This window comes from Bradyrhizobium sp. CCGB20 (assembly GCF_024199855.1).
In the GTDB taxonomy this organism is placed as follows: domain Bacteria; phylum Pseudomonadota; class Alphaproteobacteria; order Rhizobiales; family Xanthobacteraceae; genus Bradyrhizobium.
In genome coordinates this window covers 540,270-564,587 of sequence record NZ_JANADN010000001.1, presented here as the reverse complement: position 1 = coordinate 564,587, position 24,318 = coordinate 540,270, and the positions used below count along the sequence as shown (strand labels likewise).

The window sequence follows — 24,318 nt, the reverse complement described above, 5'->3', positions numbered from 1 at the left end:
TCTGATTCCGCTCCGATTCATGTTTTCCTAACCCTCACTGGTAACGGGCTCTTGTCGGTTTTGCTGCATCTTGCATCCCACGGGAGGGCTGGATGGGCACATCAATCCGATGGACCGCGCGCATGCGCGCGCTGCTTCGCCGTTGGCGGGGAGCGCCGCTGACGTGGCTGATCGCCGGCGGCTTCGTGCTGATGGTCGCGATGGCCATCGGCACCGCGCTCACCGTCGACCGTTTCCGGCAGAATGCGATCGAGAGCGGCCGCGACAGCCTGGAAAATTCCGTCCGCCTGCTCGCCCGTCACTTCGACCGCGAATTCGCCGACTTCGCGGTGCTCCAGAAGAGCGTCATCGCGGAACTCGAAAGCCACGGCATCGAATCCGCCGACGTCTTCCGCAGCGAGATGGGCACGCTGGCCATGCACGAGGTGCTGCGCGCCAAAGCCAGCGGCTGGTCCGACGTCGCCGGCGCCAACGTGTTCGATGCCGGCGGCGTGCTGATCAACTCGTCGCGGCGCTGGCCGGTCGCCGATATCTCGGTGTCCGACCGCAACTATTTCAATCGCCTCAAGAACGATCCGGCTTCGCAGGAAGAGATCGAGGTCGTGCCCGGCCGGTTCGGCAACGGACCTGCGATCGTGTTCGCGCGGCGCGTCACCGGCCCGCATGGCGAGTTCCTCGGTATGGTGTCGCGGGCCATTTCGCCGGCGCAGCTCGAATCCTTCTTCGCCTCGGCCGGGCTCGGCGAGGACTCCTCGATCGCGATGCACCACCAGAATGGCCAGCTGCTCGCGCGCGTTCCGCATGTCGACGCGATGATCGGACAGAATTTTCGCAACGGCACGCGCGAGCAGATGGCGGTGTTCGAGCGCACCTTCGTGACGACGCAGCTCGCCAGCCCGATGGACGGCAAGGACCGCATCGTCGCCTCGCGCATGCTGACCGGCGAGCCGCTGGTCGTGGTCGCCACCAAATCGCTGGATGCGACGCTGGCGACCTGGCGCACGCAGACGAAGTTCTTCGTCTTCGTGGCCGTGCTGTCGATCGGCCTGCTCGTGCTCACGCTCTATCTGATCTTCCGTCAGATGATGCACCGCCTCTCGGTCGAGAAGCAGCGGCTCGACACCGCGATGAACACGATGACGCAAGGCCTTCTGATGTTCGACCAGGACGAGCGTCTGATCGTCTGCAACCGGCGCTATGTCGAGATGTACGGACTGTCGGCCGACGTGGTGAAGCCCGGCGCCTATTTCCGCGACGTGATCCAGCATCGCCACGACACCGGATCGTTCGAGGGCGACGTTGATTCCTATTGCGACGGAATCCTGAGCCAGGTCGGACGTACCCAGAGCGCCGTCGTGGAGACCGCCGACGGCCGTCTGATCGAGATCAAGAACCATCCCGGTGCCGCCGGCGGCTGGCTCGCGACCCACGACGACGTCACCGAGCGCATCCGCGCCGACGAGCGCATCGCGCATATGGCGCATTACGACGCGCTGACCGACCTGCCCAACCGCGTGCTGATGCGCGGCCATCTGGAGCGCCGCGTGGCGGAGCTTGCCCAAGGTAAGCCGTTCGCGATCCTCTACATCGACGTCGACGAGTTCAAGGGCGTCAACGATTCGCTCGGCCACGAGGTCGGCGACGAGCTGCTCCGCCAGGTTGCCAACCGCCTGCGCGCCTGCGTTAGCGGCAACGACCTCGTCGCGCGGCTCGGGGGCGACGAGTTCGCCATCGTCAAGGCCGGCACCAGCGACCAGGCCGAGCTGACGGCGCTTGCGGAAAATATCCTCAAGGCGCTGCGCACGCCCGTGGACTGCAAGGGCCAGGAGATCCCGACCGACGCCAGCATCGGCATCGCGATCGCGCCCGACCATGGCGACAATCTCGACGATCTGCTCAAGCGCGCCGATCTCGCGATGTATGCGGCGAAGTCCGAGGGACGCCGCACCTTCCGCGTGTTCGTGCCCGAATACGACGCCAAGGCGCGGCTGCGCCGCCAGCTCGAGCTCGATTTGCGCCAGGCCCTGGTCCGCGGCGAGTTCGAGGTGCATTACCAGCCGCTGGTCGATCTCGCGGCCAATGTGGTGAACGGCTGCGAGGCGCTGCTGCGCTGGCGCCATCCCGAGCGCGGCATGATCTCGCCGGCCGATTTCATTCCGGTCGCGGAAGAGACCGGCCTGATCGGCGAGATCGGCGAATGGGTGCTGAAGCAGGCCTGCCTCGAGGCCGCGAGCTGGCCGGGCGATATCCATGTCGCCGTCAACGTCTCGCCGGTGCAGTTCCGCGCCAGGACGCTGGCGCTGAAGGTTGCGGCCGCACTCGCGGAGTCAGGGCTTGCGCCCGGACGGCTCGAGCTCGAGGTCACCGAAACCGTCCTCATTCGCGACGACGAGGAAGCGCTGACGATTCTCCAGCAGCTCCGCGAGCTCGGCGTGCGCATCGCGCTCGACGATTTCGGTACCGGCTATTCCTCGCTGAGCTATCTGCACCGCTTCCCATTCGACAAGATCAAGATCGACCGCAGCTTCATCAGCGACATCGGCCAGTCCGAAGATTCGTCCCCGATCGTGCAGGCCGTGGTGCACATGGCCGCCGCCCGCCGCATGGCGACGACCGCGGAAGGCGTCGAGACCGAAGCCCAGCGCGAGGTGCTGCGCCAGCTCGGATGCAGCCAGATGCAGGGCTGGCTGTTCAGCCCGGCCGTGCCCGCAGCGAAGCTGAAGCAGCTGCTGTCGGCGCAGGCGAAGGCGGCCTAGCCAATTTTACCGTTCTTCGCTTCCGCAACGGCGCACTGAGCGATCATCCAACCTGTCTTGCCAACCTATCTTGCAATGCGCGAACGGACGTATCAGGGCTTGCGCCTGGCCGGCGCGCCAGAGGGATGACGTCCGTTCGGTGCACCTGGGCTAGACGCCAAGCGCGCTCGAGATTTCGCCGAGGGTTGCCTTCTCGGCATCGCTGACCTGAACGCCTCCGCCAAACAAGCCTCCGCCCTCCGATGCAGCCTCGGCCGTCTTTTGACTGATTTGACGCAGCCATCCCTTGAAATCCGCGGCATCAGCTGGAGCTTTTGCAGCAAGAAGGGCCGCAACCTCGCGCAATGAGTTGACCGCCTTGCTCGTCATCTCAGCCGGCTTGCTGTTGCCAATCTCTGCCTTCAATCCGTCGTGGGCCGCGGCCCTGCCCTCGCTCGTCTGGAAATCGGCAACCACGGCCTTGACCAGCGAGTTGGCATTGGGGTCGGTGGCGGCCCGTGCGAGCGCCGTACCGCTGGCGAACGATTCCTTCAGAAGCCCGAACAGTCCGCTCGGATCGGCGGCCGTAATGGCCATTCCCGCATTCATGGGACTTCTCAGGAGGAGCGCCCATTCATCCTTGGTGAAATTGGTCTTGTCGGTCATGGGCGTATCTCCCTGATGGCGGCGACGGATGCAGCAGGTACATCGCGTCGCCGCAGGTTGGTGGCCAGATTGTTGCGCGCCACTTCTAGACTTTTAGACTTTCGTCAGCGCATCGAGCTTGGCGCGAAGATTGTCAATCGTGGGTTTTGCGAGCGTGCCTGCGCCCGGCGTCGACAATACCTTGTCGCACATCTGATTGATCGTCGGCGTCGCCGCGATGATCAGCTTGGCAAGCGCGCTTCGCCCTTCCGGAGAAAGCTTGGCCGCCCGCGCCGTGATGCCATCCAGCTGCGCGATGGCGTCGTTGATCTTCGGCAGGGCTGCCTGCGCACTGGCGTCATCGGTGATGGTCGGCAGTGCGGCCCTCAGCGTGCCCATCGACGAATCGATCTGGTTCGCCAGATTCACCCCGTCAACGGTCAAGTTCGCGGGCGCCAAGCCCACTGTTCCAGCTGCGGGTCGCGTGACAGTGGGACTCTGAGCGACCGTGGGCTCGGTTGGGCGCTGAAGCGCATACCAGCCAAGGCCGAGAACGATGGCCAGAGCGCCCAGCCAATATGGCCATTGCGCTCTGCCGGCGGCAGAGGCGGCTTGGCTCGCACTGGAGGCTACCCGTTCGGATGCGCCGGCGGCCGTGGCCATGCCACTGCGCGCTCCGGCTACCGTCTTGTCGATCAGGCCTGCGGCGCCGAGCTGATCCGCGAGCCCCGACGGGATCGCCGCCATGATCTGGTCCTTCTGCGAGCGCAGCAGCGACGCCAGTCCGTTTGCATCCAGCCCGGAGTCACGCTGCTGCTGACCGAGCATGCCCAGCACGAGCGGGCCGACCACGGATAGCAACGACTTTCCGCCGTTATCGTTCGTCCCGGCGAACTTGCCGATCGCCTGGGCCATGGTGTCCACGGTTCGGCCGCCAAACAGTCCGGACAACATGCTCGAGCCCATCTGGGCCAAGCCCTGAGCGCCGGAGTTGCGTAGCAGGTCGATGGGGTTAGGGCCTTGCTGTTGCGACAGCAGTTTCGATAGTTGGCTGGCGCCGGCCGGAGTGCCGACCAGATCGGCAAGGCTTGCCAGTATTGCGGGGATCGTTGCTCCCGCGGCCTTCTGCGCCGTGCTTCGGTCCATGCCGAGAAAGGAAGCAATCTGCGCAATGACGTCAGGCGTCAGGAGTTGCGCCGCAACTGAACTGAGATTGATGGCCATGGCGATTTCTCCACTACGTTGCAGGATGTGTCTGCTTGGTTCGCCCCCAATCCGTGAGTTTGCTGAGACAATCGTCGTTAGCTCAAACGCTGGCCTATCATCCGGCGCCTTGATCTAGATCAACGAGTTCAGCTCAGGGCAAAAGTGGCAAACGGGTCAGCAATCCTCCACTACGATGGCGAGCTTCGGCTTCTTCGCTTACGATCCCCACATTCGATCATTCTCGGAGCCGCGGAATGCGAACGATTGGCCTGATTGGGGGCATGAGCTGGGAGAGTACGGCGCTCTACTACAAGCTCATCAACGAGCGGGTCCGCGATCGCATGGGCAAGCTGCATTCGGCCCCGCTGCTGATGTATTCCTACGACTTTCAGGAGATCAAGGAGATGCAATATGCCGGCCGCTGGGACGAAGCGACGGCGAGCCTTGCGGAGGTCGCGCGGCGTCTCGAGGACGCCGGCGCGCGTGCGATCGTGCTGTGCACCAACACGATGCACAAGCTCGCGCCCGACATCATGTCGCGCGTGACCATTCCCTTCATTCACATCGGCGACGCAACGGCGGAGCGCATCAGGGCCAAAGGGTACCGGCGGGTCGGCCTGCTCGGCACGAAATTCACGATGGAGGAGGACTTCTACATCGCCCGGCTGCGCGCGCACGATCTCGACGTCCTGATACCTCCCACCGACGAGCGGGCCGACGTGAACCGCATCATCTACGATGAACTGTGCCTCGGCATCGCCTCCGCGCCTTCGCGCCGTCGCTATCAGGACGTGATGGCGGCGCTCGTCGCCCGCGGCGCCGAGTGCGTCATCCTCGGCTGCACCGAGATCACGATGCTGGTCGGCCGCGACGACACGACGGTCGAGACGTTCGACACGACGGCCATTCACGCCGAGACAGCGGCCGATTTCGCGATCGGATGAGCGCGCCGGCGTGGCTTCGCGGTAGAGCTATTGGACGTTCGTCATTGGCAGCAATTCCAGCTTCGCCGCTGATGTCTCCAGCAGCCGGACTTGCGCCGTGCGCCGAGGGTCGTTCCGGTAATTCTGAAAGTCCGCTTCGGACGCGAAGCTGACGATGTGCACCTCCGTGGTGCCGTCCTGACTTCGAAGGCGACGCTCCAGACGCCCGCCAAACTCCCCCAGCAGCGGCAGGACGGCAGCCTCGTAGGCCTGGAAGTCCGCGATACCCTCTTCGGGTATCCGGGCCACGAGCACGAAGGTCAGGAGGCTGGCCTGGTCGGACATCGCCGGAATCTCACGCGGGCATTGACGGCGATGCATCCTGCGGTCGCCGCTTCACAGCGTCAATGAACGCGGTGGGTCAAGCAGCAAAGGCGAGCAGCGATCAGGCGGCAAATGTCAGGGGAGATGCGAAAATTCACATCAGCCGTCGTTTGGCCGCTCGCACCTCGGCGATTTCGGAATCGGGATGGCTGACGATGGTGGCAACCCAGATGCCGCTGATGATCAGCGACCAGGCGGTGTTCCAATAAATCCAAAACATCTGCCAGCCTCCGTTTCGATCTCCTCCGCCCGCGGGATCAAGCTAACGGCAAGGCAAGGCGGTCGTTCCCGGCGCGATTGCGGCACGGCGGTGTGCGGGCGAAACGCGGCGCTATTTTTTGTTGGTCGGCGGCGAGCCGCGATCGGTTTGATCGGTGTGGCGCTTTGCCACGACGTCCTCATCGCGCTCGCCCTCGCGCGGGCGCGGCGGCGGCTTGGGCTGGCCTTTCTGGCCGCCATGCTTGCCGCCCATATCGGGCTTGCCTTCGAGGTCATTTTCACGGGGCATGCGGGGTCAATGCGCTCGCGCGGCATTGGTTCGCCATGACGTTGCGATGTTTGCCTGTGAACGAGTTCATAGGATCGTCGCCGTTTGCAGTGCACGATCGCAGGTGCCTCAAACGACGGACGGACCTGGCCTGATGCGGAAACGACTGGTCACCTGGACCATTTTGACCTGCGCGCTGCTTGCCGTGGCCGTTTGGGGCCTGCTCGGAGCACCCAACACTGCGTCCGGCCCGCATCTGCCGTCCCGCAGCCTGACGGCGGCGGTGCGGTAGCCGTCCCGCGCGACCGATACAATTTCGGCATCGATCGATCCCAACTGGAATTTGGTGCGGCGGCACGGCTCCCGCTATCCTCCACGGCAAAACGACGATGCCGTACCGGCCCAAGGAGGAGCCCCATGTTGAAACCGACACGCCGCAGCGCGCCACGCGTTGCGGTCGCCATCACCCTCGCCTTCCTCGCTTTCATTTCTGGAGCCCGCCCCGGCATGGCCGAGACCTTCGCCTATGTCGGCAACGCCGACAGCAACGACATCAGCGTGTTCAAGATGGCCGAGAGCGGCGAGATGACACCGGTGCAGACCGCCGCCTTCACCGGCGTCGACAAGCCCGGCTCCTCGACGCCGCTGGCGATCACGCCCGACCACCGTGTCCTGATTGCCGGCGTGCGCTCGCAGCCGTTCCTCGCGGTGAGCTTCGCGATCGATCCCAAGACGGGCCAGCTCAGCCATATCGGCAACGGCCCGCTCGCCGACAGCATGGCGAACATCGCGAGCGACCGCGGCGGCAAATTCCTGTTCAGCGCCTCCTATGGCGGCAACAAGGTCGCGCTCAATCCGCTCAACGCAAACGGCGTCGCCGGCGAGCCGAAGCAGGTGATCCCGACCGGGCTGAACGCGCACGCCTTCCTGCCCTCGCCCGACAACCGATTTGTGTTCGCGACCAATCTCGGCTCCGATCAGGTTCTGAGCTTCGCATTCGACGCTACGGCCGGCACGCTGACGCCGAGCGATCCGCCTGTCATCAAGGTGCCGGAGAAATCGGGGCCACGGCACTTCGTGTTTCATCCCAACGGCAAGTTCGTCTATCTCGTCCACGAGCTGAACGGCGACGTCGCGGCGTTCGCCTATGAGGCCAAGAGCGGCGCCTGGACCGAGATCCAGCGCACCACTGCGCTGCCGGAAGGGTTTAGTGGAAAGCCCTGGGCCGCCGACATCCACATCACCCCGGACGGCCGTTTCCTCTACGCCTCCGAGCGCACCACCAACACGCTCGCCGGCTACAAGGTCGACGCAGAAAGCGGCAAGCTGACCGCGATCGGCAGCGTGCCGACCGAGAAGCAGCCGCGCGGCTTCCACATCGATCCCGCGGGGCGCTACCTCGCCGCAGTCGGCGAGCTCTCCGACAGCATGACGGTCTATGCGATCGACCAGAGCAGCGGCGCATTGGCCAAGCTGAAATCCTATCCCACCGGCAAGAAGCCGAACTGGGTGGAGTTCTTGAACCTGCCGTGAACTTACCCTCCCCTGGAGGGGAGGGTAAGGGCGGCGAACCTATTTGCTTGTGCGAAGACTAATTCGACAGGCGGCATCGCGCCGCCTGCGCTGCGGCATTCTCATCCGGCCGGCCCATGGTCCGGTGCGCGCGCTTCTGCTAACGATGAGGCCGTCAAGGCCCCAACCGGAATGACCGATGCGTCCATTGCCTGCGCGTTCCTTTTCCCAAAAGCTCGTTGCTCTCGCCGGACTGGCTCTGCTGTCCGGACAGCCCGCGCTCGCCGCCGATGACGATACGCCCAAGGGGCCCGCGGTCACGGTGCTGAAGGTCGCAAAATCCTGCTTCTCCGACATCGTCGAGGCCACCGGCACGATCATCGCGCGCGAGGAGACCTCCGTGCGGCCGGAGCGTCCCGGCCTGAAGGTCACGGACGTGCTGGCGGAAGCCGGCGACACCATCACGGCCGGCCAGGTGCTGGCGCGGCTGGCGCTGCCCGAAGGCGGCACGCTTCAGGTCACCGCCCCCGTGGCGGGCGTGATCGCGACCTCGACCGCGCAGATCGGCAACTTCGCCTCGGCCAAGGGCGAGGCGCTGTTCACGATCGTGGCGCGCAGCGAATACGATCTCGTCGGCTTGGTCGCGACCACCGACATCAGGAAGCTCGCGGTCAACCAGCAGGCGACCGTGCGCGTTGCCGGCGCCGGCGATCTCGACGGCAAGGTGCGTCGCATCGGACCGACCGTCGAGCCGAACATCCAGCAGGGCATGGTCTATATCGGCATCAACTCGCAGAAGCGGCTGTTGCTGAAGGCGAGCGGGCGCGCGCTGATCAAGACCGGACAGAGCTGCAACGTCGCGGTGCCGCTGACCGCCGTGCAGTATTCCACCGCCGGCACCGTCGTGCAGGTGATCCGCCGCAACCGCGTCGAGACCAAGCGTGTCGAGGTCGGCTTGATGTCGGGCGGCAATATCGAGGTGCGTGACGGCCTCAACGAAGGCGACGTCGTCGTCGCCCGCGCCGGCGCAATCTTGCGCGAAGGCGATCCGGTGCGCCCGGTGATGGCCACGGAAGCGGCGAAGTAGGTTTTCGCCGCCGTCATTGCGAGAAGCGAAGCGACGAAGCAATCCAGAGTCTTTCCGCGGAGAGATTCTGGATTGCTTCGCTTCGCTCGCAATGACGATGGAGAGGCAGACGCGCCCCGCACACGCATGCCGTAGGGTGGGCAAAGCGTAGCGTGCCCACGTCTTTCTATCAGAATGTTCGAAAGATAAGGATCGTGGGCACGGCGCGTTGCGCCTTTGCCCACCCTACGAGAGCTCGCGAGCCCTCGGAAAAAACTTAGCCGCCGGCCTGATCGAACTGCACATCCTCGAGCAGCGAGGAGGAGATGGTCGGGACCTGATCGCCTTCGGAGGCGCGGGAGATGGCGATGCGGGTCTTGTTGAAGACGCCTTCGGCGCTGCCCTGCGCATTGAGGTTGGTGAGGAACTCGCCGACCAGCACGCTGTGCTCGCCCTTGCCGTCGTCGACGACCTTGCCGGGCGACGCCGAGGAGAGGATCAGCGCATTGTCGGTCGCGCTGATCGGCGCGAGACCGTGGCTGTAGGAGCGGAAGCGGCGCTCATAGGGATTGCGGCGGGACGCATCGACGACGACGAGCTTGGCCTTGGCGCCCTGCTCCTTCATCATCTCGAGCACGCCGTCGATCGAGACGCCCTGGCGGCGGACGTCGCTTTCTTTCCAGATCACGGCATCGACCGGCAGCATGTAGCTCTGCCGGCCGGTCTGCACGCCGTAGCCGCCGAAGAACAGCATCACTGTGGTGTCGCGCTTGATCCGGGACTTCAGGCGATTGACGGCGCGGACCATGTCGTCCTTGGTGGCGTCTTCCACCATGTCGACGTCAAAGCCGCTCTTGCGCAAGCTCGAGGACAGCGCGCGGGCGTCGTTGATCGACTGCGTCAGCGGCGCGCTGGCGTCGGGATAATGTCCATTGCCGATGACGAGGGCGAGCCGGGACGTCTGGCCGATCGAGCCGGTGACATGGTCGGTCGAGACGGCCTTGGCGGCGTCGATCGCGCGCATGTTGAGGGCAGCGTGGGCGCCGATCACGAGCGACACCGTGCCGACGAGGGCCGCGGCGACCGCGATCGTGCGGCGGGAAATGTCGAGCTGCCTTACATTCATCTCGCTTCATTCCTGTCAGTGCCAAAGACCAGCCACGCGCGCGCACACAGATTGAGTAGCGCGATAGCGTCTTCAGGTTTGAGGGATTGGCCGGGGATGTGCCCCCGAATTGCGCGCAATTTGCGGCGCCGCACCAAACAAACCCTTAACCGGATATAGCCTCCCGGGCAATAGATTGCCAAAAAATTGACCTAACATGCTGATTATATTAGTTAATCCTCCGAGCCAGCTTTCGCCATTTTTTGCCCATCCCGTAGCCTTCCGGAGGCTGATCATGCAGCCCTCGTGCCGGTTTTTTTCGTGACATCCGTCACATTTGTTTTTCCTGCGAATCCGGGTAGCTTTTTCAAAGACTTGCAGGGGGTGGCACGCAGATGGGAGCGTGCCGGCCGGCCCCTGGCCAAGACCCCGCGACCAGGTATTTCATGAACTTTCATTATTTCGCCGGCGCCGCCTGCCGGGCGCTGACGGCGCGGAAAGACGGCCCCTCGCTTTACGACGTCTGCGATCCCGTATTGTCTGCTACCGCCAGCGGCGATCCGCATCTGGCCAAGTTCTACAAGACCGCGCTCGGCAATCCCGCACTGCGGATCCTGCTGCGACGCGCGGGCGTGCCCGAGCTGCGCAACGAGGCGAAGCTGACGCGGCTGCGCGATGCGCTCGCCCGTGCCCGCGACGAGGCCGAGCCCGACTGGGCAGCGGTCGGCCAGCCCGTCGCCGATCTCGTCGACGGCATCGCGCTGGACCATCCGAAGCCGCCGCCGGCAATATTCACCGGCTCGGCACCTTCACAGGTGCAGATCGACGGCGTCATCCGCGACTGCGCGCAGCACCTGCTCGGCTCATACCGCAAGAACGGTTTCCTGCCGACCTATGCCGCCTTCAACCTGATCGGCGATCCTGATTTCCGCGGGCGCGAGCTGACCATGGCGCTCACGGGGCTGAACGCGCGCGGCTACAAGAATTCGTCGCTACTGTTCAACCTCGCCCGCGTTTTCATCGCGCGCTCGCCCGCGCGCGCCGTGGTCAATCCACCCTGGACCGGCGTTGCCGAGCCGATGTGGGAGCCGGTGCAGATCCGCCACCGCTCGGCCTATTACGACGCGTTCTTCATCGAGGCGCTGCTGAGCTATGTCGAGACCGGGCTCGCCTCGCCGGCCGACAAGATTGCAGCCGAGCGCGCGGTCGCCGACATGGTCGATTTCTGCGTCAACATCAGCCGCGAGGAGGTCGAGGGCAGCGACGGCGCGCGGTTCAACGTCATCACCGCGCTCGCGCCCGCGCCGCATCCGCGCTTCTCCCGCTACTTCGCCCAGATCAAGCAGGACCTCGGCTTCGGCGTTTACGTGCCGGATTGCGACACCACGGCGTGCTCGATTTCCGCAGCGACGCAAGCCGGCTGCACCGATCCGATCATCGACCAGCCGCTGCTCGACTTCTACGCGGGCTACCAGGTGCGCGCCGGCGTCAACGAGCCGCGCGTGACCGTGCCGCTCAACGACAATATCGACTACGAGGGCGGCGTCGCGACCTGGATCGACAACCTCAAGGGCGAACGGCCCTACGGCAACGATCTCGATCCAACGCTCAATCTCGACATTCTCGAGGTGAGCTTCCGCAATCTGGCGCGCTGGAAAATTTTGGAAACGCCGGCGCGGCTGGCGACCGTGCATCGCATCATCGGCTTCCAGAAGCGGCTGGCGGCGAGCGGTGCCTTCGCCAATCCGCGCTCGCACATCTATTACCTGCCGGAGCTCTACAGCGCCTATTTCGGCCGCTGCTACGCGGCCTTCCTGGCGCTGCCGCTGGCGGCGCAGGCCGCGATCGATCCCGACGGCGATTTCGATTTCATCCGTCATCGCGTGCTCTCCTACGTCAAGGGCGAGCTGATGGCCGCGGAGATGAACGTGTTCGACGCGGCGCTGGCGCTGATCGCGCTCGGCCATCTCGGCGCCGACCCGCGCGCATTCGCGCCGGCGCTGAACGTCATCGTGGCAAGCCTCGGCGAAGGCGGCCGCCGCGGCCCGTTCCGCGCATATGAATGGAACAAGATGAAGACGCCGACACGGATTCTGGTGGGCGGTCCGGAGGTGACATCGGCGTTCGTGCTGATGGCGCTGGCGGTGGCCAAGCGCGCGATGGCGCGGGGGTGAGGGTAGGTCTCGTAGGGTGGGTTAGCCTTGCGGCTGCGCGAAGCGCAGTCGCTTGGCGTAACCCACCACTTCTGTCGCCGCGGAGACCAAAGAGGTGGGTTACGCCTTCGGCTAACCCACCCTACGAGAGCGGCGCATGCAATGACGGGAAGTTGAAAGCCCATCTGTTGGGCATACGCTGGCCCGGAGGCCAAAAGCCGACCACAATTGCGGGGTCTATCGAGATTTTCTTCACACGCGGACCGGCATGTTGCGAAAAATCCTGATTGCGCTGTCTTTGCTCGCCTTGTCCTTGCCCGGCTTGCCGTCGCTGGCGGAGGCCGCCGACATCACCGGCGCCGCGAAGGTCCGCGCCGGCGACGCCGTCGTGATCGGAAACACACGAATCCGGCTCGGCGGCATCGACGCGCCCGCGGTCGACCAGCTCTGCCTCAACACCAAGAGCGAGCGCTGGACCTGCGGCGTCGCGGCCCGCGACGAGCTCGCCAAATACGCCGAGGGCAAGAACTGGGTCTGCCATGCCCGCGCGATCGACCGGCGCGGCCGCACCGTGGCGCGCTGCGAGGTCGGCGGCGAGGACATCCAGAAATGGCTGGTGCGCGCCGGCTGGGCGCTGGCCTATACCCGCGTCTCCAAGGACTACGAACCCGATGAGGCCGCCGCGCGTGAGGCCAAGGCCGGCATGTGGCAGGGCGCCTTCATCGCGCCCTGGGACTGGCGCGTCCGCAACAAGAAGACCCCCATTCTGGGCGCGACCAAGCCGCCCGAAGGGGCGCACGCGGTGCTGCTCGCCTCGGCCTCCGGGCCGGTCGCGCCCTCGCCGGACTGCACCATCAAGGGCAATGTCAACACCGCCGGCGAGTGCATCTATCACCAGCCGACCAGCCGCTGGTACACCCAGATCAAGATGAAGATCAGCAAGGGCACCCGCTGGTTCTGCTCGGTGGAAGAGGCCGAAGCCGCCGGCTGCCGGGAAACGAAGAGATAGAGCCCCAGACCTGCGTTTTGCGCGCTTTTCTCAAGCGCTCGCGGCGCGTAAAACGGTGATCCAGCAACCCACCATCCTGTTCTCAAGCAACAAGGACCAACAGCAATGACCGTTCGCGCGGGCCGGGAATTTCTGGCCATCCCCGGGCCCACCACGATGCCCGACGAGGTGCTGCGGGCCATGCATCGTCCGGCGATCGACATCTACTCCAAGGAGATGCTCGACCTGACCGAGAGCCTGCTCCGCGACATCTCGAAATTGTTCGCGACCAAGGGCAAGTCCTACATCTACATCGCCAACGGTCACGGCGCCTGGGAAGCCGCTTTGAGCAACGTTTTGTCGCGCGGCGACAAGGTGCTGGTGCTGGAGAGCGGACGCTTCGCGATCGGCTGGGGCAATGCGGCGGCGCTGATGGGCGCCGAGGTCGAGGTGCTCAAGGGCGACTGGCGCCGCGCGGTGCGGCCGAGCGAGGTCGAGGAGCGCCTGCGCCGCGACAAGGAGCACACCATCAAGGCCGTCGTCGTCGTCCAGGTCGACACGGCCTCCGGCGTGCAGAACGACATCGAGGCGATCGGCAAGGCGATCAAGGCGGCCGGCCATCCCGCGCTGTACATGGTCGACACTGTCGCGTCCCTCGGCTGCATGCCGTTCGAGATGGACAAATGGGGCGTCGACGTCGCGATGTCCGGCTCGCAGAAGGGCCTGATGACGCCGCCGGGCCTCGGCTTCGTCTCCGCCAACGCGCGCGCACAGGAAGTGCACAAGAAAGCCAACATGGCGACGCCCTATTGGAGCTGGAGCGAGCGCGAAGGCACCGAGAACTATCGCAAATATGCCGGCACGGCGCCGGTGCATCTGCTGTTCGCGCTGCGCCAGGCGATCGACCTCTTGCACGAGGAAGGCCTGGAGAACGCCTTCCGCCGCCACAGCCTGCTCGGCGAAGCCGCACGCCGCGCGGTCGCCGCATGGTCGGAAGGCCAGGTGCTCGGCTTCAACGTCGCGGAGGCCAACGAACGCTCCAACACCGTGACCACGGTGACCATGAACAACGGCCATGATCCCGCGGTGCTGCAACGCTACTGCAAGGACAAGTGCGGCGTCGTGCTCGGCACCGGCATCGGCGATCTCTCGGGACAAGCCTTCCGCATCGCCCATATGGGCCACGTCAACGCGCCGATGCTGCTCGGCACGCTGGGCGTGATCGAGATCGGATTGAATGCGCTGAAGATCCCGCACGGCAAGGGCGGGCTGGAAGCGGCGGTCGCGTATTTGGGTGAAGAGGTGGCGGTGTAATAGGCCGCCGTCGTCCCTGCCTAGTGCGCAATTGCGCAGCGCAGGGACCCATACCGCGTGATTTATCGATTAGGCGCGGTCGCAATACCGCGCCTAAATCTTTTCACGACGTGTCTTCGCCAAACTCCTCCCTGTGGTTATGGGTCCCGGATCTGCGCTTCGCTTGTCCGGGACGACGGCGGAGTGTTTGGCTAGGGCTGCGGCACCTGATACGCCTCGACCTGCGCCTTCAGCTCATCCAGCGACGCAGTCGGCTTCCTCGGATCCACGCGGTACTCCCCGCTCGCCAGCCATTGCAGCACTTTCGCATCAATCACCGGCGAATGGTGGATGACGTCGGCGTAATTGCCGAGGTCGTGCGTCACCGCCTTGATCGCGCGGAAATCGTGGAGGCGCACATTGGGAAGCTGAGTCAGGCGCTGCGCAATGCCTGCGGTGAGGTCAGTCACGATCTTCAGCGTCGCAGGCGAGGCATCGCGCATCGCGACGAATTGCAGGATCGAATAGGGCGGGAAGTAAATGTCGAAGGTGACGTCCGGATGGCGCGCGATCAGCCCGACGGCGTCGCGCTCGAAATGCCGGACCATGGCGTCGTAGCCATAGCCTTCGCCAAGGAAGCGGCTGCGCACGGGACTGGTGATATAGGCGAAGGAGGCAAGCGTCTTCTTCGCATTGTAGTCCCGCGCAACGTCGAAATCCCGTGGCAGCGCGTAGATATCGTCGACATCCGCCAGCGCGAACTTGACGGGCAGATAAGGCGCTGCCCGGGTCAGCGGCTCCTGTAGCGGCGGAAGCGAGCGGAGCAGCGCGAACGCGGATTCCTTCGCCATCGCGGCACTGAACACATACGACGCGATCCCCTTGGCTGTCCCGCGATAGAGATCGACGGAGAGAAAGGGATCGGCTTCGATGTCGGCCGCATCGACAAAGATGAAGTCGTCCATCTGCCAGACCACCCGCCTTGCGCCGCGGGCGATCGCCTGCTCCAGCACGAAGCTCTGCTGGCGCGAGTTCGAGCCGGTCATCGCCAGCTTGAGCGAATGCACGCCGAGCGCGCGATCGATGTCGCTCTGGCGGAAATGAATCGCGAGCGAGGTGCCCATGAAGGCGGCGTCGAACGGCTGGCTGCGGATCAGCCCGGCATTCTGCACGCGCGTCTCGTCGGAATAGAAGGCGACGAGACGCGAGGGGCGAAACAGCTGCAGGGGATCGACGGCGTAGGTGAGCACTGCTGCGCCCAGCGTGCACACGATGCTCGCGAGGAGGAGACGCCTCAAATATTTGAATGTGCCCCGCATCAGAACCGGAAATAGATGAATTCGCTGTGGCTCTGGATGCCGAGAATCCCGAGAGCGAGCACCAGCGACGCGCCGTAAAGGACCAGCGGCCGCATCCGCCCTGCCCGCAAGTTCTCACCGACCCTGCGATTGTCGTGATCGTATCCCATGATGCCCTGCGTGTTCGGCGCCAGCCACGCCAGCGCAGCATAGATCGCCACCAGCACCAGCGCCGCGATCTCCTCACGGCCGAAGACGATATTCGAGGGATCGGCCATGGCGTGGAGGACCCGCAGCGCCCACGCAACGCTCTCGGCGCGGAAGAACACCCAGGCCACGACGACCGCGAGGAAAGTCAGCACCGCCCCGGCGATACCAGCCGGCCGCGCAAGAGGCGCCGGAATGTTCGGCACCAGCGCATTGAAGGCGTGATTGACGCAGAGATAGGCGCCGTGCAGCGCACCCCATACCACGAACGTCCAGGCCGCGCCGTGCCAGAGTCCGCCGAGCAGCATCGTGACCATCAGATTGACGTAGCGCAGCACGCGGCCGCGGCGATTGCCGCCAAGCGAGATGTAGAGGTAGTCGCGCAGGAACTGCGACAAGGTCATGTGCCAGCGGCGCCAGAACTCGACGATGCTGGTGGCCTTGTAGGGCGAGTTGAAGTTGACGGGCAGGAAGATGCCGAACATCAGCGAGATCCCGATCGCCATGTCGGAATAGCCGGAGAAGTCGAAATAGAGCTGGAACGTGTAGGCGAGCGCGCCGAGCCAGGCCTGGTCGAAGCTCGGCGAGCGCGCTTCGAAGGCGAGCGCGACCAGCGGCTGGATGCCGTCGGCAAGGCAGGTCTTCTTGAACAGGCCGATCGCGAAGATGATGATTCCGCAGAGAATGAGATGCGCGTCGGGGAACTTGGTCTCCTTCCGCTCGAACTGCGGGATCATGTCCTTGTGGTGGAGGATCGGCCCCGCGATCAGGTGCGGAAAGTAAGTCACGAACAGCGTGTAATGCGGCAGCGCATAGGCCGCGACCTGTCCGCGATAAGCATCGACCAGGAACGCGATCTGGGTGAAGGTGTAGAAGGAGATGCCGACCGGCAGCAGGATGTGAACGGCGAAATGCGTGCCGGCCAGCGCATTGACGTTCTCGGTGACGAAGCCGGCATATTTGAAGATGCCGAGCACGAGAAGGTCGCCGACGACGCCAAGAGCGAGCGCCGCCTTCCGTTGCGACACACCGAGCTTCGCCACGATCAGGAGATGGCCGACACCATAGTTGAAGGCGATCGAGAGCAGCAGCAGGGGCACGAACTGCCAGTTGCCGATGGCGTAGAAAGCGAGCGAAGCTGCCGCCAGCCAGATCACCGGGGTCAGATTGCTGCGCCGCCCCAGCCAGAAATAGCCGGCCAGCACGACCGGCAGGAACAGCAGGATGAACGGATAGGAATTGAACAGCATCAGGCTGGACCGGCGGCGGGAATATCGCCCCTCAAAGCACACCAGGGGCGGATCAACAACCCGGCGACTTGGCGCAGTGCGCTGGCAATTCGCGGAATCGGGACGATATAAGGTGGAACACGCTTTGAGATGAGGATCGAGTGACCCAGGCCAAAACCCCTTCCCAGCCTCCCGTTGCCCCGCGCCGGCCGCATTCCTTCACGCGGCACGGGATCACCGTGACCGACGATTACGCCTGGCTGAAGGATGAGAAATGGCAGGAGGTGCTGCGCGATCCCGCGGTGCTCGATCCCGACATCCGCAAATATCTGGATGAAGAGAACATCTACACCGAGAGCCTGCTCGGCCATACCTCGTCCCTGCAGAAGACGCTGGTGCGCGAGATGCGCTCCCGGATCAAGGAAGACGATTCCAGCGTGCCGTCGCCGGACGGCCCCTTCGCCTATTTCCGCAGGTTTCGCGAGGGCGGCCAGCACGAGCTGTTCGGCCGCATGCCGCGCGACGGCGGCGATGGCCACATCGTGCTCGACGGCGATGCGCTCGCCAAGGACCATAAATATTTCAAGTTCGGCGGCAGCCGGCACTCGCACGATCACAAGCTGCAGGCCTGGAGCGCGGACACCAAGGGCTCGGAGTATTTCTCGATCCGCGTGCGCGACTGGGCGAGCGGCAAGGATCTTGACGATGTGGTCGAGGAGACCGATGGCGGCATCGTCTGGGCCGCGGACTGCAAGAGCTTCTTCTATGTGAAGCTCGACGACAATCACCGGCCGATGCAGGTGTGGCGGCACAAGCTCGGCACGAAGCAGGCCGACGACACGCTGGTCTACGAGGAGCCGGATTCCGGCTGGTTCACCCATCTGCACGAGAGCACCAGCGGCCGCTTCTGCGTGATCGCGGGCGGCGACCACGAGACCTCCGAGCAGCGGCTGATCGACCTCGCCCACCCCGAGGCGCCGCCGCGCCTCGTCGCGGCACGCGAGGAAGGCGTGCAATATTCACTCACCGATCGCGGCGACGAGCTCTTCATCCTCACCAATGCCGATGACGCCATCGACTTCAAGATCGTCACCGCGCCGCTCGGCACGCCCGAGCGCAAGAACTGGCGCGATCTGATCCCCTATCGTCCGGGGATCTACATCATCGACCTCGATCTCTATGCCGGCCATCTGGTCCGGCTGGAGCGTGCCAACGCCCTGCCGTCGATCGTGATCCGCGATCTCGCTGGCCATGACGAGCACGCCATTGCCTTCGACGAGGCTGCCTATTCGCTGGATACGATGGGCTCCTACGAATTCGAAACGACGAATTTGCGCTTCGCTTATTCGTCGATGACGACGCCGTCGGAAGTCTACGATTACGACATGGTCAAGCGCACGCGCACCCTGCGCAAGCGCCAGGAGATTCCGTCCGGCCACAACGCCGCCGACTACGTCACCACGCGCATCATGGCCAAAGCCCATGACGGCGCCGAGGTGCCGGTGTCGATCCTCCATCGCCGCGGGCTGACGCTCGACGGCTCGGCGCCGCTGCTGCTCTACGGCTACGGCTCCTACGGCATGGCGATGCCGGCCTCGTTCAACGCCAACCGCCTGTCGCTGGTCGACCGCGGCTTCGTCTACGCCATCGCCCATATCCGCGGCGGCGCCGACAAGGGCTGGGGCTGGTATCTCGACGGCAAGCGCGAGAAGAAGACGAATTCGTTCGACGATTTCGCCGCCAGCGCCCGCGCCCTGATCGCGGCGAAGTACACGCGTGCAAAACGCATCGTCGGGCATGGCGGCTCGGCCGGCGGCATGCTGATGGGCGCGGTGGCCAACCGCGCCGGCGAGCTGTTCGCCGGCATCGTCGCCGAGGTGCCGTTCGTCGACGTGCTCAACACCATGCTCGACGACACGCTGCCGCTGACGCCGCCGGAATGGCCGGAATGGGGCAATCCGATCGAGAGCGAAAAGGATTTTCGCACGATCCTGTCCTACTCGCCCTACGACAATGTCGCAGCAAAGGACTATCCGGCGATCCTGGCGATGGGCGGCTTGACCGATCCACGCGTGACCTATTGGGAGCCCGCCAAATGGATCGCGCGCCTGCGCGCCACCATGAGCGGCGGCGGCCCGGTGTTACTCCGCACCAACATGGGCGCAGGACATGGTGGCGCGTCGGGGCGGTTTGATCGTCTCGACGAAGTCGCGATCGTCTATGCGTTCGCGCTGTGGGCGGCGGGGATGGCGGAGGCCGGGGTGTAGCCACCCCCTCCGCTGTCGTCCCTGCGAACGCAGGGACCCATACCGCGAGATTTATCGGTAGAGGGCGGTGCTCATACCGACGAAGACTTCTTAACTGGAAGTCTTCGCCAAACTACTCCCTGGGGTTATGGGTCCCTGCGTTCGCAGGGACGACAGGGGAGATTGTGGGACGACCGTTGCCGTCCCACAACGCGCCGCCTCACACCGCCCCGTGCGCCTCGACATACAGCGCATACACCGAGTGGCTGCTCGCCATGTAGAGCCTGTTGTTCTTGGGACCGCCGAAGCAGAGATTGGCGCAGCGTTCGGGCAGCTTGATGAAGGCGAGCGGCTTGCCGTCCGGGTTGAACACCATCACGCCGTCGAGATCTTCGGACTTGCCCCGGAGCTGAAACACCTTGCGGCCGCCGATATCGGTGGGCTCGGCCTGCAGCGCGCCGTTGGAGCCCCAGCCGCACCAGAGATTGCCGTCGCGGTCGACGCGAAAACCGTCGAGCGAGGCCTGGTCGGCGGCGTCGATCAGCTTGGTCTTGCCGCTGAGGGCACCGTCGTCGCCGACATTGTAGCTCCAGATGCTGCGATTCGGCGTGCCTTTCCATTCGACGATATAGAGCTTCTTCTCGTCGGGCGAGAAGGCCAGGCCGTTCGGATTGACGAGGTCGGTGAGGACGGCGGTGATCTTGCCGTCCTTGGCGATCCGATAGACGTTGGTGGTAGCCTGCTCGGCCTTCTCCTTCTTGCCTTCCCACTCGCCGTTGATGCCGAACAGCGGATCGGTGAACCAGATGCTGTCGTCGGACTTCACCACGATGTCGTTCGGCGCGTTCAGCCGCTTGCCCTCGAACTTGTCGGCCAAAACGGTGATCTTGCCGTCCTTCTCCGTGCGGGTGATGCGACGGGTGACGGAATGCTCGCAGGTGACGAGGCGACCCTGGCGATCACGTGCATTGCCGTTGGCGTAGTTGGCATTGGCGCGGAAGATGCTGGTCTGTCCGGTCTTCTCGTCGAACTTCATGATCCGGTTGTTGGGAATGTCGGAGAACAGGAGATAGCCGCCCTCGGGGAAATAGGCGGGACCCTCGGCCCAGCGCATACCTGACGCGACCTGCTCGACCGTCGAGGAATAGAGCCGGTATTTTCCGAAGCTCGGATCGAGGATCTGGACGGCGGGATCGGGGTAGCGCTGGTTGGGCGTGAACGGGAACGACTGGGCAGCGGCGACGCGGGCGAGAAGCGTGGACGCGGCCATCGCTCCAACGCCGGCCATGAGGTTACGTCGCGTGAAATTCATTGTAGTCCTCCCTGCTTGATAAAAAGCCGGCGCTTGCTGCGCCGGCTCGTTTCCTGACGTGCTTCAGTCTCGGTCTAGCGGCCGTTCTTTTTCCGCCATTCCGCAAAATCGGTCAGCGTCTGCGGGTCCGTGGCCGGATAGAGACCAAAGATGCCGCGGCCCTTGCCGACTTCCTCGGTGACGAAGTCCTCGAACGCGGTCATCTCAAAGGTCTCGTTGGCGATCTCGTCGGCGAGATGCGCGGGGATGACGATCACGCCGTCGCTGTCGCCGAGGATGATATCGCCGGGGAACACCGGCGCATCGCCGCAGCCGATCGGCACGTTGATCTCGATCGCCTGGTGCAGCGTGAGGTTCGTCGGCGCCGAGGGGCGGTGATGGTAGGCGGGGATACCGAGCTTGGCGATCTCGGCGGAATCGCGAAAGCCGCCGTCGGTGACGACGCCGGCGACACCGCGCTTCATCAGCCGCGTCACCAGGATCGCACCGGCGGAGGCCGCGCGCGCGTCCTTGCGGCTGTCCATCACCAGCACGGCTCCGGGCGGGCAATCCTCGACCGCCTTGCGCTGCGGATGCGAGCGGTCCTTGAAGACGTCGATGGTGTTGAGGTCTTCCCGCGCCGGCATGTAGCGCAGCGTGAAGGCCTCACCGACCATGGTCGGCTGGTCCGCACCGAGCGGGTGCACGTCCTGGATCATCTGGATGCGCAGGCCGCGCTTGAACAGCGCGGTGGCGACGGTGGCGGTGGAGACGGATTTGAGCTTGTTGCGGGTGGCTTCGGAAAGTTTTGACATTGGCGCTTTCTCTTTCGTTCGTCATTCCGGGGCGCTCGCATCAGCGAGTGAACTATGGTGCGCAATTGCGCCCCTGAGAATCTCGAGGTTCCGGGTTCGCTTCGCGCCCCGGAACGACGGTGGGTCAATAAATCGACGGCTCGCCGATCGGCGCGCCGAAATCGGTCTCGAGGAAGTCGAAGTCGCAGCCGTCATTGGCCTGCTTGATGTGCTTGGTGAACATCCAGCCATAGCCGCGCTCGAAGCGGCGTTCGGGCTGCTTCCAGGCGGCGCGGCGCTTGTCCAGCTCGGCTTCGGGGACATCGAGATTGATGGTGCGCGCGGCGACGTCGAGCGTGATGCGGTCGCCGTTCCGCACCAGCGCCAGCGGACCGCCGATGTAGGACTCGGGCGAAACGTGCAGGATGCAGGCGCCGTAGCTGGTGCCGCTCATGCGCGCATCCGAGATGCGCACCATGTCGCGCACGCCCTGCTTCACGAGCTTGGTCGGGATCGGCAGCATGCCCCATTCCGGCATGCCCGGTCCGCCCTGCGGCCCGGCATTGCGCAGAATGAGGATATGGTCCTCGGTGACGTCCAAGTTGGGATCGTCGACTGCCTTCTTCATCGAGGGGTAGTCGTCGAACACCAGCGCGGGGCCGGTGTGCTTGAGGAAACGCGGCGCGCAGGCGCTCGGCTTGATGACGCAACCGTCGGGCGCGAGATTACCCTTGAGCACCGCGAGCGCGCCCTCCTTGTAGATGGGATTGTCGACCGAGCGGATCACGTCGGCATTGTGCACCTCGGCACCGTCGATGTTCTCACCGAGAGTCTTGCCGGTGACGGTGATGCAATCGAGATGCAGATGCTGCTTGATCTGCCCCATTAGCGCCGGCAGGCCGCCGGCGTAGAAGAAGTCCTCCATCAGATAAGCATCGCCGCTCGGACGGACGTTGGCGATAACAGGGACCTTGCGGGAGGCCTTCTCGAAATCGTCGAGGCCGATGTCGAGGCCGGCGCGGCGAGCCTGCGCGATCAAATGGATGATCGCGTTGGTCGAGCAGCCCATCGCCATCGCGACCGCAATGGCGTTCTCGAACGCCTTGCGCGTCTGGATCGTCTTCGGCGTCAGATCCTCCCACACCATCTCGACGATGCGGCGGCCGCATTCGCTGGCCATGCGGATGTGGTTGGCGTCGGCCGCGGGGATCGAGGAGGCGCCCGGCAGCGTCATGCCGATCGCTTCCGCAATCGCGGTCATGGTCGAGGCCGTGCCCATGGTCATGCAGGTGCCGTAGCTGCGCGCGATGCCGGCCTCGATGTCGAGCCAGTCCTTGTCAGAGATCTTTCCGGCGCGCCGCTCGTCCCAGTATTTCCAGCCGTCCGAGCCGGAGCCGAGCGTCTTGCCCTTCCAGTTGCCGCGCAGCATCGGCCCCGCCGGCAGATAGATCGCCGGGATATTCATCGAGGTCGCCCCTAACAACAGCGCCGGCGTGGTCTTGTCGCAGCCGCCCATCAGCACCACGCCGTCGACGGGATGGCTGCGCAGCAGCTCCTCCGCGTCCATCGCCAGCAGATTGCGGTAGAGCATGGTGGTCGGCTTGAGCAGCGATTCCGACAGCGACAGCGCCGGCAACTCGATCGGCAGACCGCCCGCCATCAGGATGCCGCGCTTGACGTCGTCGACGCGCGACTTGAAGTGCATGTGGCAGGGCTGCGCGTCCGACCAGGTGTTGAGGATCGCGATGCACGGCCGGTCCTTCCACTCCTCCGGGGCGTAGCCCATCTGCATGGTGCGGGAGCGGTGGCCGAACGAGCGCAGATCGTCGGGCGCAAACCAGCGCGCGCTGCGGAGCTGGTCGGGCGTGATTTTCTTCTTGGTCATGATTGGGTGCCCCATTTCTGGACGGTATTCCGCTCGATAGCGCGGAAGATCAGGTTCTCGACAAAGAGCCCAATGATGATCACGGTCAAGAGGCCTGCGAACACCGCAGGAATGTCCAGGAGATTGCGGTTCTCGAAGATGAACCAGCCGAGCCCGCCCTGCCCCGACGACACGCCGAACACCAGCTCGGCCGCGATCAGCGTGCGCCAGGCAAAGGCCCAGCCGATCTTGAGGCCGGTGAGGATCGAGCCGAAGGCCGCGGGGATCAGGATCCTGGCGACGTAAGGCAGCCCGCGCAGGCCGTAGTTTCGGCCGACCATACGCAGCGTGTTGGACACGCTCTTGAAGCCGGAATGGGTGTTGAGCGCGACCGGCCAGAGCACCGAATGGATCAGCACGAACACGAGGCTGCCATTGCCGAGCCCGAACCAGATCAAAGCCAGCGGCAGCAGCGCGATCGCCGGCAGCGGGTTGAACATCGCCGTCACCGTCTCCAGGAAGTCGGTGCCGATGCGGGTGGAGATCGCGAGCACGGTGAAGATCGCGGCCAGCACGATACCCGCCGAATAGCCCATGAACAGCACCTTCAGCGAAGTCCAGGCCCGCATCGGAATGGTGCCGTCCTTGACGCGATCGTACAGCGTCACGATGGTATCGTGCAGCGTCGGAAACAGCAGGGGATTGTCGAGATAAAGGCCGTAGGCCTCCCAGACCGCCGCCAGGAACAGGATGATGGCGGTCTTGCGGACAAAGCCGTCGTTCCACAGCAGCTCGAGCACGCTCAGCTTGCGCTCGACCTCGCCTGCGCCGCCGGCGGCGGTAACCCCCGCCTCACGCAGCAAAATTCTCGCTTCGCCCATGACCGGCTCCC

At 64.6% G+C, this 24,318-nt stretch carries 21 protein-coding genes; 9 read left to right on the top strand and 12 right to left on the bottom strand.

Features of this window, described 5'->3' with window-relative positions; translation table 11 throughout:
- Positions 1-92: 92 nt before the first annotated feature.
- Positions 93-2,756: an EAL domain-containing protein gene (locus tag NLM15_RS02625; protein ID WP_254115137.1), complete on the top strand. Its 2,664-nt coding sequence runs from the start codon at positions 93-95 to the stop codon at positions 2,754-2,756.
- Positions 2,757-2,906: 150 nt separating this feature from the next.
- Here the strand turns inward: NLM15_RS02625 and NLM15_RS02620 are convergent, their stop codons facing one another.
- On the bottom strand, positions 2,907-3,401 hold the full coding sequence (locus tag NLM15_RS02620; protein ID WP_254115136.1) for a hypothetical protein: 495 nt from the start codon (positions 3,399-3,401) through the stop codon (positions 2,907-2,909).
- A 93-nt stretch (positions 3,402-3,494) separates the two neighbouring features.
- Complete coding sequence (locus NLM15_RS02615; RefSeq protein WP_254115135.1) at positions 3,495-4,604, bottom strand: DUF937 domain-containing protein; 1,110 nt, start codon at positions 4,602-4,604, stop codon at positions 3,495-3,497.
- Positions 4,605-4,840: 236 nt separating this feature from the next.
- Here NLM15_RS02615 and NLM15_RS02610 point away from each other — a divergent pair, with 236 nt between their 5' ends.
- Positions 4,841-5,530: an aspartate/glutamate racemase family protein gene (locus NLM15_RS02610; RefSeq protein ID WP_254115134.1), complete on the top strand. Its 690-nt coding sequence runs from the start codon at positions 4,841-4,843 to the stop codon at positions 5,528-5,530.
- Between the two features lie 27 nt (positions 5,531-5,557).
- On the opposite strand, the gene NLM15_RS02605 is transcribed toward NLM15_RS02610, so the two are convergent.
- The 3 genes from NLM15_RS02605 to NLM15_RS02600 all read right to left on the bottom strand — a co-directional run bounded on the left by NLM15_RS02605 (position 5,558) and on the right by NLM15_RS02600 (position 6,401).
- On the bottom strand, positions 5,558-5,854 hold the full coding sequence (locus NLM15_RS02605) for a hypothetical protein (protein ID WP_254115133.1): 297 nt from the start codon (positions 5,852-5,854) through the stop codon (positions 5,558-5,560).
- 133 nt (positions 5,855-5,987) lie between these two features.
- Positions 5,988-6,113 carry a hypothetical protein gene (locus tag NLM15_RS43455; RefSeq protein WP_256565372.1) on the bottom strand — a complete coding sequence of 42 codons (126 nt, stop codon included), beginning with the start codon at positions 6,111-6,113 and terminating at the stop codon, positions 5,988-5,990.
- 111 nt (positions 6,114-6,224) lie between these two features.
- Positions 6,225-6,401 (bottom strand): hypothetical protein, encoded by a 177-nt coding sequence (locus tag NLM15_RS02600; protein ID WP_254115132.1) that lies wholly within the window; start codon positions 6,399-6,401, stop codon positions 6,225-6,227.
- A gap of 133 nt (positions 6,402-6,534) precedes the next feature.
- Here NLM15_RS02600 and NLM15_RS02595 point away from each other — a divergent pair, with 133 nt between their 5' ends.
- From NLM15_RS02595 to NLM15_RS02585, 3 genes are all read left to right on the top strand, one after another.
- A complete protein-coding gene (locus NLM15_RS02595; RefSeq protein WP_254115131.1) occupies positions 6,535-6,672 on the top strand; it encodes a hypothetical protein in 138 nt (45 codons plus the stop codon).
- 125 nt (positions 6,673-6,797) lie between these two features.
- The gene (locus NLM15_RS02590; RefSeq protein WP_254115130.1) at positions 6,798-7,913 is read left to right on the top strand and encodes a beta-propeller fold lactonase family protein; all 1,116 of its coding nucleotides are present in this window, start codon (positions 6,798-6,800) and stop codon (positions 7,911-7,913) included.
- A 178-nt stretch (positions 7,914-8,091) separates the two neighbouring features.
- Positions 8,092-8,979, top strand: a complete 888-nt coding sequence (locus tag NLM15_RS02585) for an efflux RND transporter periplasmic adaptor subunit (RefSeq protein ID WP_254115129.1) — start codon at positions 8,092-8,094, stop codon at positions 8,977-8,979.
- A 256-nt stretch (positions 8,980-9,235) separates the two neighbouring features.
- Here NLM15_RS02585 and NLM15_RS02580 read toward each other — a convergent pair whose 3' ends face one another.
- Positions 9,236-10,084 (bottom strand): caspase family protein, encoded by an 849-nt coding sequence (locus tag NLM15_RS02580; RefSeq protein ID WP_254115128.1) that lies wholly within the window; start codon positions 10,082-10,084, stop codon positions 9,236-9,238.
- Between the two features lie 425 nt (positions 10,085-10,509).
- Here NLM15_RS02580 and NLM15_RS02575 point away from each other — a divergent pair, with 425 nt between their 5' ends.
- The 3 genes from NLM15_RS02575 (at position 10,510) to NLM15_RS02565 (ending at position 14,518) form a co-directional block, all read left to right on the top strand.
- Entirely contained in the window at positions 10,510-12,237 is a 1,728-nt protein-coding gene (locus NLM15_RS02575; RefSeq protein WP_254115127.1) for a hypothetical protein, read from the top strand.
- 247 nt (positions 12,238-12,484) lie between these two features.
- Positions 12,485-13,225 (top strand): thermonuclease family protein, encoded by a 741-nt coding sequence (locus NLM15_RS02570; RefSeq protein WP_254115126.1) that lies wholly within the window; start codon positions 12,485-12,487, stop codon positions 13,223-13,225.
- Positions 13,226-13,330: 105 nt separating this feature from the next.
- Positions 13,331-14,518: an alanine--glyoxylate aminotransferase family protein gene (locus tag NLM15_RS02565; protein WP_254115125.1), complete on the top strand. Its 1,188-nt coding sequence runs from the start codon at positions 13,331-13,333 to the stop codon at positions 14,516-14,518.
- 191 nt (positions 14,519-14,709) lie between these two features.
- Here NLM15_RS02565 and NLM15_RS02560 read toward each other — a convergent pair whose 3' ends face one another.
- Both NLM15_RS02560 and NLM15_RS02555 read right to left on the bottom strand, forming a co-directional pair.
- Complete coding sequence (locus NLM15_RS02560; RefSeq protein ID WP_254115124.1) at positions 14,710-15,816, bottom strand: hypothetical protein; 1,107 nt, start codon at positions 15,814-15,816, stop codon at positions 14,710-14,712.
- A complete protein-coding gene (locus NLM15_RS02555) occupies positions 15,816-17,252 on the bottom strand; it encodes an MBOAT family protein (RefSeq protein WP_254115123.1) in 1,437 nt (478 codons plus the stop codon). The genes NLM15_RS02560 and NLM15_RS02555 overlap by 1 nt, the downstream gene beginning before the upstream one ends.
- Positions 17,253-17,392: 140 nt before the next feature.
- Between NLM15_RS02555 and NLM15_RS02550 the strand changes: the two genes are divergently transcribed.
- On the top strand, positions 17,393-19,498 hold the full coding sequence (locus NLM15_RS02550) for a S9 family peptidase (protein ID WP_254115122.1): 2,106 nt from the start codon (positions 17,393-17,395) through the stop codon (positions 19,496-19,498).
- A gap of 199 nt (positions 19,499-19,697) precedes the next feature.
- Here the strand turns inward: NLM15_RS02550 and NLM15_RS02545 are convergent, their stop codons facing one another.
- From NLM15_RS02545 to NLM15_RS02530, 4 genes are all read right to left on the bottom strand, one after another.
- Entirely contained in the window at positions 19,698-20,789 is a 1,092-nt protein-coding gene (locus NLM15_RS02545; RefSeq protein WP_254115121.1) for an SMP-30/gluconolactonase/LRE family protein, read from the bottom strand.
- Positions 20,790-20,863: 74 nt separating this feature from the next.
- A complete protein-coding gene (locus NLM15_RS02540) occupies positions 20,864-21,583 on the bottom strand; it encodes a ribonuclease activity regulator RraA (protein WP_254115120.1) in 720 nt (239 codons plus the stop codon).
- 124 nt (positions 21,584-21,707) lie between these two features.
- On the bottom strand, positions 21,708-23,447 hold the full coding sequence (araD, locus tag NLM15_RS02535; RefSeq protein WP_254115119.1) for an L-arabinonate dehydratase: 1,740 nt from the start codon (positions 23,445-23,447) through the stop codon (positions 21,708-21,710).
- Positions 23,444-24,307: an ABC transporter permease gene (locus NLM15_RS02530; RefSeq protein WP_254115118.1), complete on the bottom strand. Its 864-nt coding sequence runs from the start codon at positions 24,305-24,307 to the stop codon at positions 23,444-23,446. The genes araD and NLM15_RS02530 overlap by 4 nt, the downstream gene beginning before the upstream one ends.
- Between the last annotated feature and the right edge of the window lie 11 nt (positions 24,308-24,318).